This window comes from Nannocystis sp. (assembly GCF_016714285.1).
Classification (GTDB): domain Bacteria; phylum Myxococcota_A; class Polyangia; order Nannocystales; family Nannocystaceae; genus Nannocystis.
Window position 1 is genome coordinate 120,991 of the sequence record NZ_JADJNN010000012.1, and the last position, 17,062, is coordinate 138,052.

At 72.1% G+C, this 17,062-nt stretch carries 13 protein-coding genes; 5 read left to right on the top strand and 8 right to left on the bottom strand.

Annotated elements, in window-relative coordinates; genetic code table 11:
• Positions 1-38: 38 nt before the first annotated feature.
• Positions 39-2,114: a LysM peptidoglycan-binding domain-containing protein gene (locus IPJ59_RS21425; protein ID WP_293273109.1), complete on the bottom strand. Its 2,076-nt coding sequence runs from the start codon at positions 2,112-2,114 to the stop codon at positions 39-41.
• Between the two features lie 46 nt (positions 2,115-2,160).
• On the opposite strand from IPJ59_RS21425, the gene IPJ59_RS21430 reads away from it, so the two are divergent.
• Complete coding sequence (locus IPJ59_RS21430; RefSeq protein ID WP_293251198.1) at positions 2,161-2,397, top strand: twin-arginine translocase TatA/TatE family subunit; 237 nt, start codon at positions 2,161-2,163, stop codon at positions 2,395-2,397.
• A gap of 46 nt (positions 2,398-2,443) precedes the next feature.
• Here the strand turns inward: IPJ59_RS21430 and IPJ59_RS21435 are convergent, their stop codons facing one another.
• Positions 2,444-3,529 carry a zinc ribbon domain-containing protein gene (locus IPJ59_RS21435; protein WP_293273110.1) on the bottom strand — a complete coding sequence of 362 codons (1,086 nt, stop codon included), beginning with the start codon at positions 3,527-3,529 and terminating at the stop codon, positions 2,444-2,446.
• Entirely contained in the window at positions 3,530-4,318 is a 789-nt protein-coding gene (locus tag IPJ59_RS21440) for a hypothetical protein (protein ID WP_293251202.1), read from the bottom strand.
• A gap of 532 nt (positions 4,319-4,850) precedes the next feature.
• Between IPJ59_RS21440 and IPJ59_RS21445 the strand changes: the two genes are divergently transcribed.
• The 3 genes from IPJ59_RS21445 to IPJ59_RS21455 all read left to right on the top strand — a co-directional run bounded on the left by IPJ59_RS21445 (position 4,851) and on the right by IPJ59_RS21455 (position 8,849).
• Complete coding sequence (locus tag IPJ59_RS21445) at positions 4,851-6,761, top strand: ABC transporter permease (RefSeq protein ID WP_293273111.1); 1,911 nt, start codon at positions 4,851-4,853, stop codon at positions 6,759-6,761.
• Positions 6,762-6,765: 4 nt separating this feature from the next.
• Entirely contained in the window at positions 6,766-8,235 is a 1,470-nt protein-coding gene (locus IPJ59_RS21450; RefSeq protein WP_293251206.1) for an ABC transporter permease, read from the top strand.
• Positions 8,236-8,390: 155 nt separating this feature from the next.
• Positions 8,391-8,849, top strand: a complete 459-nt coding sequence (locus tag IPJ59_RS21455; RefSeq protein ID WP_293273112.1) for a hypothetical protein — start codon at positions 8,391-8,393, stop codon at positions 8,847-8,849.
• Positions 8,850-8,871: 22 nt separating this feature from the next.
• Here the strand turns inward: IPJ59_RS21455 and IPJ59_RS21460 are convergent, their stop codons facing one another.
• Positions 8,872-11,346 (bottom strand): hypothetical protein, encoded by a 2,475-nt coding sequence (locus tag IPJ59_RS21460; protein WP_293273113.1) that lies wholly within the window; start codon positions 11,344-11,346, stop codon positions 8,872-8,874.
• 23 nt (positions 11,347-11,369) lie between these two features.
• Between IPJ59_RS21460 and thrC the strand changes: the two genes are divergently transcribed.
• Positions 11,370-12,728 (top strand): threonine synthase, encoded by a 1,359-nt coding sequence (gene thrC / locus IPJ59_RS21465; protein ID WP_293273114.1) that lies wholly within the window; start codon positions 11,370-11,372, stop codon positions 12,726-12,728.
• An 11-nt stretch (positions 12,729-12,739) separates the two neighbouring features.
• Here the strand turns inward: thrC and IPJ59_RS21470 are convergent, their stop codons facing one another.
• The 4 genes from IPJ59_RS21470 to IPJ59_RS21485 all read right to left on the bottom strand — a co-directional run bounded on the left by IPJ59_RS21470 (position 12,740) and on the right by IPJ59_RS21485 (position 16,993).
• Positions 12,740-13,702: a hypothetical protein gene (locus IPJ59_RS21470; protein ID WP_293251214.1), complete on the bottom strand. Its 963-nt coding sequence runs from the start codon at positions 13,700-13,702 to the stop codon at positions 12,740-12,742.
• 107 nt (positions 13,703-13,809) lie between these two features.
• Positions 13,810-15,090: a tyrosine--tRNA ligase gene (gene tyrS / locus IPJ59_RS21475; RefSeq protein ID WP_293251216.1), complete on the bottom strand. Its 1,281-nt coding sequence runs from the start codon at positions 15,088-15,090 to the stop codon at positions 13,810-13,812.
• Between the two features lie 148 nt (positions 15,091-15,238).
• Positions 15,239-15,577, bottom strand: a complete 339-nt coding sequence (locus tag IPJ59_RS21480; protein ID WP_293273115.1) for a cell division protein ZapA — start codon at positions 15,575-15,577, stop codon at positions 15,239-15,241.
• A gap of 42 nt (positions 15,578-15,619) precedes the next feature.
• Positions 15,620-16,993, bottom strand: a complete 1,374-nt coding sequence (locus IPJ59_RS21485) for a hypothetical protein (RefSeq protein ID WP_293273116.1) — start codon at positions 16,991-16,993, stop codon at positions 15,620-15,622.
• Between the last annotated feature and the right edge of the window lie 69 nt (positions 16,994-17,062).

The following is a 17,062-nucleotide window of genomic DNA, read 5'->3' on the forward strand; positions in this document are numbered from 1 at the left end:
GGCTCGGCGGTGGCGCTCCGCGTGCGGCTCGCCGGTGATCACTTGCCGTCCTCCGACTTCGGCTTGCCGGGCTTGCTGGACTTGCCGGACTTGCGGCCGGGCTTGCGGGTCCAGCCCTGCTTGCCGGGCAGCTTGGTGCGGCTCGCGGTGGAGGGGCCGGCGGGGCTCGTCGCGGTGTCGGGGTCGCTGATGGTGTCGTCGCGCATGATGCCGGGGCCGGGCTCGGGGTCGATGTCGATGCGGTCGTCGACGTCGTCGGCCTCGGGCGTGGGCTCGGGCGCGGGGGTCGGCTGGTCGTGGCCCTGGCGCGGCGGGGGCGGCTCTAGGGTGCCGCGCTCGTGGCCGCGGGCGACGTAGACGACGAGCAGGGTGCCGGGCGCGGGGACGTGGTCGCGGGGGAAGTTGTTGATGCGGCCGAGGTCGCCGTCGCTGAGGTCGAACTTCTTGCCGATCTTCTGCAGGTCGTCGCCCTTGCGGACGCGGTAGCCGCGGCGCACGAGGCCGCGGTCGCGCAGGCCGGCCTCGATGTGCTCGCGTGAGCCGCGGACGATGAGCTCGACCTGGCTCTGCTCGAGGAGGTCGACGCGGGCCGCGTCGGCGCTGAAGCTGCGGGGCACGACGATCTGCAGGACCTGGCCGGGCTGCAGGCGGGCCTGGGGGTCGAGGTCGTTCCAGGCGACGACGCTGTCCCAGGCGACGCCGAAGGCCTCGGCCAGGCCGCGCGGGGTGGTGGCGCGGGTGACCTCGAAGAACACGAGGCGCTGCGAGGGGAGGGTGCGCAGCGGCGGCACGGCGGCGCGTGGGCGGGGTATGGGGGTGGTGTCGGGCTTGCCGCGGGCTGGCACGAGCAGGACCGTGTCGCGCTCGAGCTCGGCGCTGTCGTCGAGCTCGTTGAGGCGGCGCAGGGCGGCCTCGCTGGTGCCGTGGCGTCTGGCGATCTCGGCGACGGTCTCGCCGTAGCGGACGATGTGTTGCTGGGCGTCGGCCTCACCGCCGAGGCGGGCGGCGCCGCGTTCGAAGGCCGCGAGCCCGGCGCGAGGGATCCGCAGCGGGGTGCGGCGACCGGGCGGGGTCCGCTTGCGCACGAGGTCGGCGTTGAGCTCCTCGAGCAGGGCCGGGTCCTCGCCGATCAGCTTGGCGACGCTGGCCAGCGAGGTCGCGGGCGGGGCCTCGACGGTGACCAGCTGGATCGGGGGCAGGCTGCCCGAAAGGTCAGGTCCGACGTGGAAGGCGGCGCGGTTGCGGCCGACGATCGCGGCGGCGATGATCTTCGGGACGTACATGGTGGTGGCGTGCGGCAGGCCGCTCTCCATCTCGCACAGGGCCCAGAAGTTGTTGGTGTTGCTGCGCGAGACGCTGGTCATCACCAGGCCGTAGCCGGCGTTGAAGGCGGCGAGCGCCATCTCCCACGAGCCGAAGCGGACGCGCAGGTCCTTGAGGTAGGAGGCGGCGGCGTAGGTGGCTCGCTCGAGGTCGTGGCGCTCGTCGATCCAGTAGTCGCGCTGGAGGCCGTAGACGCGGCCGGTGCCCTCCATGAACTGCCACATGCCGGCGGCGCCGACCCGCGAGCGGACCTTCGGGTTGAAGCCGCTCTCGGCCATGGCGACGAACACGAGGTCCTCGGGCACGCCGACCTCGCGGAGGATCGGGCGGAGGATCGCCTCGTAGCGGCCCATGCGGCGGATCCATCCCTTGATCAGGGCTTGCCCGCGGGGGTCGTCGCGGAAGTACTTGAGGTAGGCGACGGTCTGCGAGTTCCAGCGCACCGGGAGGTCGGGCAGCTGCAGCGCGGCCATCCACGGCTCGGGCGCAGCGGCGATGATCGTGGGACGGACACTGGCGGGGAAGTGCTCGCGCTCGAAGCTCGCCAGGTCCGCGCGGGCGGCGACGTCGGGGTCGTGCGCTCGCGGCACGTGTGTCTCGTGGATCGTGGCGCCGTCGGGGCGACCACCGCGGACCGTGTCGCGACCGCTGCTCGAGACCTGCAGCGGACCGACCCGCTCGAGTGTCTCGGGGGCTGGCTCGCTGGCGTCGAGGGAGCCCGGCGCCAGCAGTGCCAGCGCCCCGAGGACCAGGGCGAGGCGTTCGCGGCGTTGGCGCAAGCGAGCGAGCATCGCGGCGACGCTAGCAAAGCGGGGCCCGAAGGACTACCTTTCAGCCATGCTCGGCGCCATGCTCGGCGGTCTTGAGATCGCCATCATCATCCTCGTCATCCTGCTGATCTTCGGGCCCTCCAAGCTGCCGCAGCTCGGTGAGGGCATCGGCAAGATGCTGCGGGGTTTTCGCCGGGAGATCAAACAGATCGACGTCGACAAGCGCGAGGAGGATGCGCGTCGCGGTGAGATCGACGTGACGCCGAAGGGCGACGAGAAGCCGAAGTACCAGGGCCCGGGCTAGGGTGCGCCAGGCGGGCGCCAGGTGGCGCGCGCAAGTTTGTGGGAAATCAAGAAGCCCGCCGGTGTCCGAGGACGCGGCGGGCTTCGTGTTTGTCGTGCTTGTCAGGGGTCGCCAGGGTCGCAGCCCGGTTGCCGAGGACGCGGGGGGGGGGCCGGGGGGGGGGGGGGGCGACGACGGCGGCGACCAGCAGCGTGACGATGATGACGTAGATGACGCTCGGGCTGCCGGGCTCGGGCGGTTTGACGGCGGGCTTGGTCTCGGCGGGCTTGGTCTCGGCGGGCTTGGTCTCGGCGGGTTTGGTCTCGACCTTGGCGGGGTGCGGGCCCGACTGGGCTGCGATGTCCTCGGGCGGCGGGGTCGGCTGCTCGCTCGGGGGCGGGCCGCTGCTGACGACGCTGGCCACCGGGGGCGTGTGCGGCGGCTTGCGATCGTTGGGCTGAGACGGCTCGGCGCTGCGGGGCTCGACCTTCGCCGGGTCGCCGGGCTCGACAACATCGACGCCCTTGCCGGCGCGCATCGACGGGCCGGCGGTGGTGGCAGCGACGGGGGTCGGGGTCGCGGCGACAGGGCTCGCGTCCATGCTGACGGGCTTCTTGGAGGGCACCTGCAGCATGGTCTTGCTGCCCGCGCTGCGGACGCTGGTGGCCGCGGCGGGGGTGCTGGCGGGAGTGCCACCGAAGTGCTGGCAACCGGGGCAGGGGTGCTGACGGGGCGCTGCAGCCGGCGCACCGGGGCCAGGCAGCGACCGGCGTTGCGGGCGCACCGGGGTGGCGGCGGCGACGGGCGTGGCAGCGGGCGTATGCGCCGGCGTGTGCGCGGGCGTCTGGGCGGGAGCTCGGGTGCCGCCGACTGCACTCTGAGCAGAGCTTTGAACCGTCACGGCGGTGACGCCAGCCCGCGGCTGAGCGTCGGGCTTGCTGGTCACGTGGTCGTAGACGCTGGCGTAGGCTTCGACGGACTCGAAGCCCTGGGCGAACTGGTGGCCGGCCTCGCGGAGGGACGGCTCGTTCGCGGCCTCGAAGTCGAGGATGATGCGGTACTCGCAGTGCGGGCACGCGGTCTGGACCAGCGGCGCGATCTGCTCGGCGGGGATGCGATACGGACCGGAACAGGACGGGCAGACGATGAACATTTAGAAGTCCAGACCGAGAGAGAGGGTGTACTGCTGCTGCAGGCCCGAGTTGTCGGCGACGCTCATTCCGTTCAGCTTGCCGTTGCGGTTGCCACCCGGGACGATCATCGCCTCGGCGGTGATGCGGATGACGCTGAAGATGAAGCGCAGGCCGAGGAAGGGGCGGTGGCGCAGGATTGCCCCGGCGTCCTTGAACACGAACTCACTGAGCTTGCCGGAGGGGTTCAGGTACTCGTCGGTGGTCGGGGTCACGTCGAGCACGCCGGAGCGGGCGATGATGAAGAGCGCCTGGTAGCCGAGGTAAGGCGTGACGTTGACGGTCTTGCCGAGGCCGAAGACGTGCGAGATGGACACGTCGGCGGAGCCGGTGGTCATGTTCATGTCCTCGGCGCCGACCAGGCGGGAGAACATGCCGCGCAGGGCGATCGACGGGATCGGGAGGTGGTGGAAGCCCTCGTGCAGCGCGACCTTGCCGTAGCCGCTGATCGTCCACATGCGGCTGTTGAAGAGGTGGGTCGCGCCGGCGCCGATCTCGATGCCGGGCCACAGGCCCTTGCGGCCCATCACCTGCAGCGTGGGCGCCACGCTGTTCGGGGTGCCGCGCGTGACGCCGTTGCCCCAATTGCCGGGCTTGATGGTGTTGACGCTGAGGTCGGCCGAGAACGCGAAGCCCGAGAGGCCGAGCGAGTCCGCGGGATCGACGGGCTTCGGCGCCATCAACACGCCGAGCTCGGATGCGAGGCTGCGGAACGCGTCGTTGTTGCCCGTCGCTGCGCCACCGCTGTCCACGTTCCCCAGCTGGTTGAGCCGGAGGTCGTAGGCGCCTGCCCATGCCTCCGACGAGTGGAGACCGAGAGCTGCTAGGGCAAACGAGAAGAGGAACCGTCTAGGCATGCAGAGCTCCGAGAATCAGCGGTCGGCGCAGCGTAGCTTGCGCCAGCGAGGCGTGTCAAGGTTCGCGCTTGGGCCCTCTGGGCCGGCGATAACGCCCGATCTGAGGGATCTGCCGCGATCCAGAGGAGCCGTCGCGGCGGGGGTTTTGGGGTGAGATCCGAGGTGTTCGAAAGCCCCGTGAACGATCGTGAGGCGAGGTGGTGAGGCTGCCAAAGGAGGGCCAACAAGGGGAGGCCAACAGGGGCCAAGAGGAGGCCAACAAGGGGGGCCAACAAGGGGGCCAACAGGGGGCCAACGCGGGAATGGTGACGCGAGTGACAAGCGCAGGGGAGGCTGTTAGCTTCGCGGCCCGTTCGCGCCCGCCGCGACGATACCAAGATTTCTTGGGCTTTCGTGGCCCGGCGAGTGGCTCAAACCGGTTTCACCCTTGGCTTCACCCTCGGAGCAGCAGCGCCAGAAGCACGTCAGGGGGCCCTCCTTCACGGGCCCGGGCGGGGCGCGTCCGCGAGCCGTTCAGGTGCTGCTGTTGCTGCTGTTCGTGATCTCGTGGGCGGCGCCGCTGGGGCTGGTGGCGTTGCTGGGGCTGTTGCCGCCGGATCTGCCGCGGTGGCTCGCCGGGGCGCTGACCACGGCGGGCGTCGTCGGGGCCGGGGCGCTGGCGGTGCTGCTGCTGCGCTGGTTGCTGTCGGGGGCGCTTGGGTACGAGAGCGCGATCGGGCTGCGGATCATCCGGGCCGAGCGGGTGCCCCGTGGGGCCCGCGTGGCCTTCGTTTGGTGCGTGCTGATCGCGGTCGGCGGGCTCCTGGCGCTGAGCCTCGGGGTCACGCATCTGGGCCTGGTGATCGCGGTGGCGGCGGCGAGCTTCCTCGGCCTGCTGCTGCTGCTGGTCCAGTATTCGTCGATCTTCGGGACCACCAGCATCGTCGGGGTGGTGCTCGGGGTGGCGGCGCTGATCGTGGTCCAGTCGGTGGCCACGGGCTTCCAGCACGAGTTCGAGCGGCGGGTGCTCGGGGTCTACGCGCACATCAACGTCACGCGCAGCACCGGGATGACCGAGTATCGCCGCTTCGAGGCGTGGCTGCGGACCCAGCCGGGGGTCACCGGGGCGAGCCCCTTCGTGTACTACGCGATGATGCTGGCGCCCTTCGACCCGGAGGGCGGGCGCACCGACGACCTGCGCCTGGCGAGCGTGCTGGTGAAGGGGATCGAGCCGGAGACGGCGGCGCAGGTGATCGACCTGCCGCAGCACCTCGAACGCGGCAGCGGGCGAGCGATCCCCCTGGAGGTGCTGCGCAGCGACTTCGAGCTGATGCCCGTGCCCGATCGCGAGGCGGACGAGCTGCCGCTGAGCGTTGCGGCGACGCCGGACCCGCGCGGGGCGGGCTGGTACGAGCGGGCCATGGAGCACTACGCGGCGGCGCCGGCGGTGCGCAAGCGGATCCCGGGGGAGATCCGCAGCGATCTGCTGGACGACGACGAGTGGCCGGAGGACGTGGTCAGCGGCTCCGGGAGCGGGGGCGACGACGCCCGCTTCGACGCCAGCGCCCTGCCGACGATCTTCGTCGGGGCGACGCTGGCCAAGGAGCTCGGGCTGAAGGAGGAGTCGCTGGTGATGGTGGTCGACCCGGGCTCGAGCTTCGACAGCAGCAGCGAGCCCGAATTCCAGTACTACCGGGTCGTGGGCGTGTTCCAGGCCGGGTTCCAGGAGTACGACAGCCGGCTGGTGTACGTGCACATCCGGGAGCTGCAGCGCTTCAAGTATCGCGGCCGCGATCAGGTGTCGGGGATCGACCTGCGCCTGATCGACCCGAACCTGGCGCCGGCGGTCGGCGGGGCGATCCGGGCGGCGCTGCCGGGCCGCGAGTACTCGGTGCTCGAGTGGCAGAACCTGAACGAGAACCTGTTCAAGTCGATCCGCTTCCAGAAGAACATCATCACGATCATCCTCAGCCTGGTGATCACGGTGGCGACCTTCAACGTGCTGTCGGCGCTGTGGACGATGGTGGTGCGGCGATCGGCGGAGGTGGCGATCCTGATGTCGATGGGGGCCACCGGCGGGCAGGTGGCGCGCATCTTCCAGGTGACCGGGATGGCGATCGGGCTGTCGGGCTCGCTCGCGGGGGTGGGCTTCGGGCTGGTGCTGTGCTGGCTGGTCCAGCTCTACGGCTACACCCTCGACCCGGAGGTCTATTTTATCGAGTCGCTGCCGGTCGAGATCAGCGTGACGCAGATCGGCTGGATCCTCGGCATGACCCTGGCGATCTGCTTCGTCGCCACGCTCCCGCCCTCGCTGCGCGCGGCCAAGCTGCGGCCGGTCGAGGGGCTGCGCTACGAGTAGAGCTGTGACGAAGGGGTCCGTGGCGCGGGGCGGCCTGGTGTGGATGGTGGCGCGGCGCCTGCTGCTGCGCGATGCGCAGGGCGGGTCGCGGGTGTGGTGGATCGCGCTGCTGGCGACGATCGCGATCGGCGGCGGACTGGTGCTGCTCGGGGTGCGCTCGGTGGCGCCGCCGCTGGCGGTGGCGATCGCGGCGCTCGGTCTGCTCGGCGGGGCGTGTGTGCGCGCGCTGACCCCCGCGGTGGCGGTGGCGGTGTTCGGCATGAGCCTCGGGGTGGCGGCGCTGGTGACGGTGCTCGGTGTGACCTCGGGCTTTGAGTACGAGCTGACGGCCCGGCTGGCGCGCATCAACGGGCACGTGCTGATCAGCGAGTACGGCCAGGACTTCGACGAGTACCCGGAGATGGTCGCCCGCTGGCGCGCCGACCCGCGGGTCACGGCGGCCTCGCCGTTCGCGTTCGCGACGGCCGCGGTGGTGCCGGCGACGGAGGAGGCCGAGGCGGAGGATGGAGCTGTCCCTGAGGACAGGCCCGAGGACAGGCCCGAGGACAGGCCAGTCCGGCCGCCGGCGATCGCGTTCGTGAAGGGGCTCGACCCGGCGCGGGCCTTCGAGCTGCCGGGCGTGGTGGCGATGCTGCACGGCGGCGATCTGACGGTGCTGCGCCCGGGCGACTGGCAGACGCCGCCGGGGGTCGCGCTCGGGCGCCGGCTGGCGACGCGGCTGGGGGTGAAGGTCGGCGACTTCGTGCGCCTGGTGATCCCGGCCGAGCTCGAGGGGGCGTCGGGCTCGCTGCAGCGGCCGCCTCGCTTCGCCCGCTTCGCGGTGCTCGACCTGCTCGACACGGGGGTCAGCGAGTTCGACACCTCGTTGGCGCTGATCCACCTCAGCGCCGGGCAGGCGCTGTTCTTCGGCGAGGGCCGGGTGACCGGGGTGGAGTTCGCGCTGCGGGATCCGGAGGACGCCGATGCGTTCGCGGCGGAGGTCATCGCCGCGGCGGGTCCGAACTTTCGCGCGACGACGTGGCGGCAGCAGAGCGAGGGGACGATCGCGGGGCTGCGACAGATCCGCGTCGCGGTGGCGCTGGTGCTCGCGCTGCTCGAGGTGGTCGCGGCGACGGCGTTGATCGCTAGCCTGCTGTTGCTGGTGCGGCGCAAGACGGCCGAGATCGCGGCGCTGATGGCCCTCGGGGCCGACGGTCGCCGGGTGTTCTGGATCTTCGAGGCGGTCGGGCTGCTGGCCGGGGCCGTGGGGGCTCTGGTGGGCGTGCTGCTCGGGCTGCTGCTGAGCGGATTGCTGGCGGTGTACCGCTACCCGCTGAGCGGCGACGTGTACCCGGTCGAGCACCTGCCGGTGCGGTTGATGGCGCTGGACGTGCTGCTGCCGGGTTTGGCGGCGGTGCTGCTGTGCGGGCTGGTGAGCGGTCCGGTGGCGCTCATCGCCGCGAAGCAGCCGCTGCTGCCGGGCCTGCGGCGCTGACGATCGGCCCGGCGAGCGCGGCGATCGATGGCGCGGTCGAGGCGCTCGCCGAGGTCGCGCGGCTGTCTGGACGCTGCGGCTGCGATCGCGCGGCGAGGGCTCGCTTGACCCCGCGGTGTGGCGACGCCTACCGTGGGGCACTGGAGGTCTTGATCATGCAACGCTCGCTCGTCCTTGCTGCTCCTGCGCTCGCCCTCGCCGGTGTCGCGCTGATGTCCACACCGGCGCAGGCCGGGAAGGGGATCGTGCTGATCACCTCGGGAGATTCGGTGGCGCATTACGCCGACCTGACGGGCGAGATGAAGAAGATGGCCGACGAGGCGACCGGGCATGACGTCCAGCTCGGCTACAAGTACAGCCAGTTCGGGCTGTTCTGGCTCGAGCTGTGGACCTGGGACGGCGAGTACGTGCTGTTCCACGACGACACGGTGTGGGAGCTGACGCCGGATCAGGCGGCCGAGATGTTGGCGGTGAAGGTGGAGGATCTGGGGACGCCGTGGCGCTTCAAGCTGCCGTTCGGGCTGATGATCTTGATCGGGCTCGGGGCCGCGGCTCTGGTGTGGTCGCGGATGAAGGGCAAGGACGAGGGCCCCGCGGCGCCGACTGCCGGGTGAGCAGGCGGGTGAGGAGGCGCGATCAGGGGGCCAGCGGCTCTGGCGGGAGGGTGCGGGCGAAGAACTCGACGCGGGCCTGCCACTGCTGGGTCTCGAGGCGGTGACCGGCCAGCGTGGAGGCGAGGGCGAGCTCGCGGAGGACCTCGCGGGCGCGCGGGTAGTCGCGGGCGCGCACGCAGGCCTCGATCAACATGAGCCGCGCGCTGCGGAGGAGCTCGGGGGTGGCGAGGCCGGGCTGACCTGGCCCCGGGGACAGGCTCAGCTCGAGCTGGTCGCGGGCGTCGGCGCCGTCACCGACGTTGAGCAGCTGGCGGCCGACGAGGTAGGCGCCGAGGGCTCGCTGGCGCGGGAGGGCGGCGACCTGGAGCGCGGCGTAGAGGCGCAGGACGGCCTGGCTGGCGTGGTCGGGCTGGGGATCGAAGGGGCTGAAGTAGGCGAGCAGGCGGGGGGCGAGGGCCGGGTCGCCGGCGCCGCGGCGCTTGATCTGCAGGGTGCGCTGCTGGGCCTCGCCGAGGCCGCGCTCGAGGGCACGGGCGTAGTGGCCGTCGGCGGTGCTGAGGTCGCCGCGGGCGAGGGCGAGGTCGCCGCGGCGCTCGTCGAGCACGGCGAGGAGGGTGTCGCTGAGCTCGAGGCCGCCGGGCTCGCCGGGGTGGAGGGAGGCGTCGGCGACGGCGTCGAGGGTGCCCGCGGCGTCGTCGCGGTGGCCGGTCTGGGCCTGGGCGTGGGCGAGGGCGAGGCGGTGCTCGGGCTGCTCGGGCTCGACGCTGCAGAGCTCGCGCAGGGCGCCGAGGCGGCGCTCGCCGTCGCCGCGAGCCTGGGCGGCGTTGGCCTCGGCGGCGAGGTCGGCGGCCCGGTGGGCGCAGGGGCGCTGGAAGATCGGGCGCTGCTTGTAGCGCTGACGCAGCGCCTCGATGTCTTTCGGGAGCAGCTCGCGGGCGGCGAGGAAGGCGAGCCACTGCGGCTCGAGCTCGGTGAGGGATGTCCCATAGGCCAGGTCGAAGTCGCCGGCGCTGCGGTAGAGTTCGCTGAAGGCCGCGACGCCGCGGGTCTCGATGAGCCACAGGGAGAAGGAGCCGGCGGCGGCGTAGGCCCGGCGCGAGCTCTTCCCCCAGAAGCCGAGGCCCATGATGTCGGCGAGCGGCGGACGCAGGCCGAGGCGCTCGAGGATCGCGGCCTGGTCGTGCAGGTCGAGGTGGCCCTCGGGGCGCGGGGCGAGGGCGGTGGCGAAGCCCTCGAGCAGGGCGAGGTTGACCCGCGGACCGCCCCAGCCGAGGCGAGCCGGGGCGCCGAAGACGGGGTCGCCGAAGCCGTACGAGAAGGCGTGGGCGAGCTCGTGGTGCATCACGCGGTGCGGGAAGGGCTGCTCGTTGAGGTAGAGGTGGCCGCGCCACGGTGGGGCGACCTCGGTGGTGCCGGCGCCGAGGAGGGCGCGCTTGCTCTCCGGGGTGGGGAACACGAAGCTGTGGATCGGCGGCTCGGGGTGGGCGCCGAGGCGGGTGGCGAGCAGGTCCCAGGCGAACTCGTGCTCGGCGGCGACCAGCTCGATGTCGCGGGCGGTCTGGGAGCCGGGTGCGTAGTGGATGACGAAGTGCTCGCTGTGGTGGGTGCCGAGCAGGCTGCGGGCGAGGCTGTCGACGTCGTGATGAAAGCCGTGGTGGCCGGGGCGCAGGCCGAGCGAGGCGGCGCAGGCGAGGGCGAGGACGCAGCCGGCGAGGCTCCACGGGCGCAGCGCGGGTCGTTGCGGCTGCAGCTCTCCCCGCGAGCGCAGCGTGGGTCGTTGCAGCTGCAGAGAGGGGCTGACGACGAGGCGGATCAGCAGCAAGGCGGCGGCGCAGGCGAGCAGGTTGTAGCCGCGAAACCACAGGTAGCGCGACGAGATCGGGATGCCCTCGTCGTAGATCGGGCCGGCGAAGTAGCCGAAGAAGGGGTCGAAGGCGAACACGACGGGGTCGGCGTAGATCCGCCACAGGCCGACGATCAGGCAGAAGAGCAGGGGGAGCAGGCCGAGGCCGATCTGGCGGCCGCGGCGGGTCGCGAGGAGGCCGCCCCACAGGCCCGCGACCAGGCCGCACAGGCCCGACAGCGCGGGGCCCATGGCGAAGTAGGCGAGGCCCATCCACGGGTCGCAGTTGGTCTGCCACAGCGGGGCGACGAGGAGGATGGCGAGCGGGATGGCGAGCAGGATCGCGAGCTCGCGCAGGCCGGCGCGCAGGAGGGCGGGCAGGGGGCCGTCGCTGTTGTCGCTGGCGCCGCGGGCTCGCTCGCTGCGCACAGCGTCGTCGACGAGGCCGCGGGCTCGCTCGTCGCGCACGGCGTCGACGCCGACGCCGACGGCGAACAGGGCGAGCGGGGCGGTGAGCACGAGGCTGCCCTCGTAGCCGAGGGTGCCGACCAGCGGGACCGCGGTGAGGCCGGCGGTGGCGAGCCCGAGCAACCAGCGGCGGCGCAGTCGTGGCGCGCCGAGGTGGCGCCGCAGCAGGGTTCCGGGGCCGGTCATGGTCGGGCAGTATACGGCCGACGATGCGCTACACGGCCTGGTTTCAATGCATCCGCGGTTGTCCTGGGCGGCACGCGCTGACCGAGGTGATCTATCGCTGTCCGGTTTGCGAGGGGTTGCTCGAGGTGGAGCACGATCACGAGGCCTTGCGAGGGCGCGCACCGGCGGCGTGGATGCGGCTGTTCGATGAGCGTCACGGTCGCACGCTGTGGCCGTATGGGAGCGGGGTGTGGAGCAAGCTCGAGTGGGTGCTGCCCGAGGTGACGCCCGACAACGTGGTGTCGCTGTTCGAGGGCAACTCGAACCTGCTGTGGGCGGAGCGCTTTGGGAAGCAGATCGGGCTCGATGATCTGTGGATCAAGCAGTGCGGGATCAGCCACACGGGGTCGTTCAAGGACCTCGGGATGACGGTGCTGGTGTCGGCGGTGAAGCAGGCGATCGCGCTGGGGCGGCCGATCCGGGCGCTGGCCTGCGCGTCGACGGGGGACACCTCGGCGGCGCTGGCGGCTTACGGGGCGGCCGCGGGGATCCCGGTGATCGTGCTGCTGCCGCGGGGCAAGATCAGCGCGGCGCAGCTGGTCCAGCCGATCGCCAACGGGGCGCTGGTGTGCAGCCTCGACACCGACTTCGACGGCTGCATGCGGGTGGTCCAGCGGCTCACGCAGGACCCGCAGATCTACCTCGCCAACTCGATGAACAGCCTGCGCGTCGAGGGCCAGAAGACGGTGGCGATCGAGATGGTGCAGCAGTTCGACTGGGCGGTGCCGGACTGGGTGCTGGTGCCGGGCGGGAACCTCGGGAACGTGTCGGCGCTGCACCGCGGCTTCGTGCAGATGCAGGCGCTGGGGCTGACGCAGAAGCTGCCGCGCCTGGTGTGCTGTCAGGCGGCCCACGCGAATCCGCTGTACGAGGCCTACGCGCGCGCGCGGGCGGCTGGACGGGCGTTGACCGAGGCGGACTACGTGGCCCAGGTGGCGCGGCCGACCTTGGCCTCGGCGATCCAGATCGGGGCGCCGGTGTCCTTGCCGAAGGCGGTGCGGGCGATCGTCGAGTGCGAGGGGATCGTGGAGCAGGCGAGCGAGGCGGAGCTGGCCGACGCGGCGGCGATGGCCGACCGCACCGGGATGTTCAACTGCCCGCACACGGGGGTGGCGCTGGCGTGTCTGATCAAGCTGGTGCGCGCCGGGACGATCGATCGCGCGGCGCGGGTGGTGGTGGTGTCGACGGCGCACGGGCTCAAGTTCACCGAGTTCAAGGCGCGCTACCACGAGGACGCGCTGGGGTTCCCGGCGAGGTACGCGAACCGGCCGACCTTGCTGCCGGCGGCGCCGGAGCTGGCGGTGGCGGCGTTGCACCGCCTGCTCGACGCGGTGCAGGGGTAGCGCGCGGCGCTTCAGGGCTTGCCGGTGCGGCGGGCGACCCAGTCGATCGCGGGCGAGTCGTCGCAGATGCCGCTGAGGTGCGACTGGAGGTTGACGACCTCGTAGCCGAGGTCGCCGTCGCCGAGCGCTCCGGTCTGGCCCTCGGAGAGCATGAGGTCGGTCTTGAAGGCGGTGAAGTGGAGGTCGAGGAGGGTGGGCACGCCGCAGCAGCCGTCGCACTCGCACTCGTCGACGGTGATCTGCTCGGTGTCGAACTGGCCGATGACGGCCTGGATCGGGCCGAGCAGGCTGCCGGCGTGGTAGAGCGCGGGCGAGCCCTCGGGCTCTTCGCTGTCCCAGATAGCGACGCCGACCAGCTCGCAGCCGCCCTTGCTCTTCTGGCGCTCGACGATGATGCGCGGGCAGGCGGGCAGGTTGCCGGCGGACCAGTCCTTGGGGGCGTCGAGGGTGAAGGTCCAGGGGTCCTCGATCAGACAGTTGCTGTTGCAGGGGCAGCCGTCGAGCGCGTAGACGGGGCCGGGGCTGTCGGCCTGGTTCTGGCCGACGAACTCGATGGTGCCGCAGCCGGGGTCCTCCTGGTCGTGGACGAGGGTGGCGTCGATCTCGGGGCCGTCGGCGCCGCACAGGTTGGCGCCGGTGGTCGTGTCGCCGGTGGTCGTGTCGCCGGTGGTGCCGGAGACGTCGGTGGTGGTGCCGGAGACGTCGGTGGTGGTGCCGGGGACGTCCGTGGTGGTGCCGGGGGCGGTGCTCGTGTTTGGGCCGGTGGTGCCGGAGTCGGAGTCGGAGGCGGAGGCGCTGCTGGTGGTCGGCGTCTCGCTGGTGGGCGAGCTGGTGGGCGAGCTGGTGGGCGAGCCGCTGGGGTCGCCGCCGGTGCTGGTGTCGCCGGTGCTCGCGCTGTCGGTGGCGGTGGCGACGGTGTCGCCGCCGCAGGCGAGGGTGAGGCCGGGGAGCAGGGCGAGGATAAGTCTGCGCATGGTCTCAGCGTATCCGCTGGCGCGCGGGTCGGGAAGCCGTCCGCGCGTGGGCGGGCCGCACCGCCCCGCGGAGGTTTCGCAGGAGAACGTCGTCTTTGCTGGGTGGGTCAGGGGGGCGGGAAATACACCCGGACCCGCGTCTTCTTGCCGGCTTGCAGGCGCAGGTACTCGCCGCTCTGGTCGGCGGCGCTGAGCAGGCGGTTGGGGTCGAGGCAGGCCTCGCCGTTGAGCTTCACGGCGCCCTGTTCGATGCACTGCTTGGCCTCGCGGCGGGACTTGAAGCCGTCGACGCCGGGGAGGGTGACGAGGTCGACGAGGCGGAGGGTGGTTTGCTCGAGGCGGTGCTCGGGGACGGCGCTCCAGTCGTTGCCGCCGCCGAAGGCCTGGCGCGCGGCGGTGTGGGCCGTGTCGGCGGCGTCCTGGCCATGGAGCAGGCGGGTGGCCTCGTAGGCGAGGCGGGCCTTGGCGGCGTTGAGGGCGGCGCCGCCGGCCTGGGTGAGCGCGGCGATCTCGGCGACCGGGAGCTCGGTGAAGATGCGGAGATACTTGGCGACGTCGCGGTCGTCGCAGCCGACCCAGAACTGGTAGTAGTCGAAGGGGGGCAGGCGCTCCGCGTCGAGCCAGACGGCGCCGCGCTCCGTCTTGCCCATCTTGCGGCCGTCGGCGGTGGTGAGCAGCGGGAGGGTGAGGCAGTGGGCCACGCCGGGCTCGCCCTCGGGGGTCATGCGGCGGATGAGCTCGATGCCGGCGACCATGTTGCCCCACTGGTCGCTGCCGCCAAACTGCAGGGTGCAGGCGTGGTGGCGAAACAGGTGCAGGAAGTCGTAGGCCTGCAGGAGCTGGTAGTTGAACTCGAGGAAGCTGAGCGGGATCTCGGCGTCGAGGCGGTCGCGGTAGGTCTTCACGGCGACCATGCGATTGACGGTGAAGTGGCGGCCGATCTCGCGGAGGAAGTCGATGTAGCGCAGCTGCAGCAGCCAGTCGGCGTTGTTGAGCATGACCGCGTCGTTGCTGGCGCCGCTGTCGAAGTGGAGGAACTGCGCGAGCTGGCGCTTGAGCGCGGCGGCGTTGGCCTCGATCTCGGCGGTCGACAGCAGCTTGCGGGCCTCGCTCTTGCCCGACGGGTCGCCGACCATGGCCGTGCCGCCGCCGACGATCACGATCGGGCGGTGACCGCAGCGCTGAAGGGCGCGCATCGCCATGACCTGGACCAGGTGGCCGACGTGCAGCGAGCTCCCGGTCGGGTCGTAGCCGACGTAGAAGCTGACCATGCCGGCGTGCATCTCGGCGTCGATCGCGGCGAAGTCGGAGGCCTGCTCGAAGTAGCCGCGCTCGAGGAAGGTGGCGAGGGCGGTGGAGCGCGGCTGGAGGGCGGGGACGACGGTCATGGCCGGCGCAGGATAACCCTGCGGGCGCGACGGTGGCCACCAGGGGCGGAGTTCCGGGCGGGGCGCAGGGCGCAGGGCGGGGGGCGATCGGCGAGGGCGGCGAGCCACGCGGGGGTCAAGCCGCAGCCGCCGAGAGCTGGGGCGGAGCTCAGGGCGGGACGGCGGCGGCGGGTGGTTGCTCGTGCAGGGCGACGAGGCGCTGCTCGTGATCGTCGAGGGCGCGGCGCAGGGTCTCGAGGCGGTCGCCGACGCGACGACGGAAGCGCTGGTGGAGGTCCTTCTCGCGGAACAGCTCGTCGGCGAGCTGCATGGCGACGAGCAGGGCGACGCGCTGGAGGCCGGCGCTGTTGGTGATGCGGCGGCCGCCGGAGAGGACGCGCAGGTGGGCGTCGACGTACTCGGCGAGCTGTTGCACGTAGTCCGCGCCCTCGTCGCTGCGGATGGTGAGCTGCTGGCCGGCGATCTCGACCTGGACCGATCGTTTCACGCGGGCACGATATCGCGGGCAGGCGGTGCTGTCACCGGCCGGTCAGTCGAGGGCGTGGGGGTTCATGGCGAGGGCCTGCTCGCGGTGCTTGGCGGCGGTTGCCGTCGACGCGGGGTCGCTGGCGGCGGCGTACACCTCAGCCGCGGCGGCGAACAGGTCGGCGCTGCGCCACGGGGTAGCGAGGGCCCCGGCGATCGCGTCCCTGGCGTCGCCCTGGCGGCCGGCCTTGAGGTAGGCGCGGGCGAGCGAGATCTTGGCCTCGGCGTTGGGGCGGGTGCGGTGGTTGCTTTCGGCGAGCTGGACGACGCGGGCGGGGTCGCTGCCGAATTCGAGGAAGTGGGCGAGGGCGTGGCCGTAGGCGGCCTCGGGGAAGCGCTCGAGCTGGGCCTCGTAGATCTGCCCGGCGCGATCGATCCATACGCGGGCCTCGGCGGGGCGACCGGCCGCGAGGTGGATGCTGGCGACGGCGTCCATGAACTCGGGGCTGCCCGTGCGACGGATGATGTCAGCGTAGGCGGCGAGTGCGGCGTCGGTCTGGCCCTGGAGGGTCAGGAGCTCGGCGATGTGCTCGTCGATGAGCCAGTAGCCGGCGAGCTCGGCGGCGCCGTCGTTGTAGTGGGCGAGGGCGTCGTCCCAGCGGCCGCGCCCCAGGTCCATCAGGCCGAGCTGGAGGTGCAGCCAGGCCGAGGGCTCGCCGGATCCGGGGGGCAGCTTGGCGAGGGCCTGGTGGTAGAGATGCTCGGCGTTGAGCAACTCGCCGGTCTTCCAGCGGTAGAGCGCGAGGCGGGCGAGGTTGGTGATGTCGGCGTCGCTGGCGAGGGCCTGCTCGAGGCCGATCGCGGCGGCCGGGTAGTCGCCGCGCTGGAAAGCCAGGTCGGCGCGCTGGACGGCGAGGGCGCGGCGGTCCGTGTCGCGGTGGATAGCGAATTGCTCGATGCGGTCGAGGTCGGCGGCGACGCGGTCCAGGCGGTGGAGGGTGAAGTTGAGGGCGACGCGGGTGAAGTAGGGGCCGGCGTCATCGCCCGCGATAGCGAAGGCGCGATCGATCTGGGTCTCGGCACTGGCGTAGTCATTGTAGTCGCCGCTGAGGCGGGCGCGCGTGAGGTAGAGGTCGGCGAGCTGGCCACGCACCAACCAGCCGGTGGGCTGCGCCTCGGCGCGTGCGAGCACGGCGGTGATCCGGGCGTCGAGCTCGGCGAGGGCGTCGGCGTGCTGCAGCGGCGTCGCGGTGGGCAACGGCTTCGCGGTGGGCAACGACTTCGCGGTGGGCAACGGCTTCGCGGTGGGCAACGACTTCGCGGCGGCCAGCGGCCTCGCGGGGGTGCTTGCCAGGTCGGTGGGTCTCGCGGGGCGCGATGCGGGCGGGGCGGAGCAGGTGAGGACGAACAGGGGCAGGGCGGCGAGGGATCGCTTCATCGGGGCTGACTCCGGAAACAGCGGCGGCCCGCGAGACGAGGTCGTCGTGCGGGCCGCGGCGGTGAGCAT

What these genes read in the sequence shown, in the direction of transcription:
- tyrS (WP_293251216.1), bottom strand. Translation starts at nt 15,090, where the DNA reads ATGACCGTCGTCCCCGCCCTCCAGCCGCGCTCCACCGCCCTCGCCACC.
- IPJ59_RS21470 (WP_293251214.1), bottom strand. Translation starts at nt 13,702, where the DNA reads ATGCGCAGACTTATCCTCGCCCTGCTCCCCGGCCTCACCCTCGCCTGC.
- IPJ59_RS21425 (WP_293273109.1), bottom strand. Translation starts at nt 2,114, where the DNA reads ATGCTCGCTCGCTTGCGCCAACGCCGCGAACGCCTCGCCCTGGTCCTC.
- IPJ59_RS21430 (WP_293251198.1), top strand. Translation starts at nt 2,161, where the DNA reads ATGCTCGGCGCCATGCTCGGCGGTCTTGAGATCGCCATCATCATCCTC.
- IPJ59_RS21460 (WP_293273113.1), bottom strand. Translation starts at nt 11,346, where the DNA reads ATGACCGGCCCCGGAACCCTGCTGCGGCGCCACCTCGGCGCGCCACGA.
- IPJ59_RS21435 (WP_293273110.1), bottom strand. Translation starts at nt 3,529, where the DNA reads ATGTTCATCGTCTGCCCGTCCTGTTCCGGTCCGTATCGCATCCCCGCC.
- thrC (WP_293273114.1), top strand. Translation starts at nt 11,370, where the DNA reads ATGCGCTACACGGCCTGGTTTCAATGCATCCGCGGTTGTCCTGGGCGG.
- IPJ59_RS21455 (WP_293273112.1), top strand. Translation starts at nt 8,391, where the DNA reads ATGCAACGCTCGCTCGTCCTTGCTGCTCCTGCGCTCGCCCTCGCCGGT.
- IPJ59_RS21485 (WP_293273116.1), bottom strand. Translation starts at nt 16,993, where the DNA reads ATGAAGCGATCCCTCGCCGCCCTGCCCCTGTTCGTCCTCACCTGCTCC.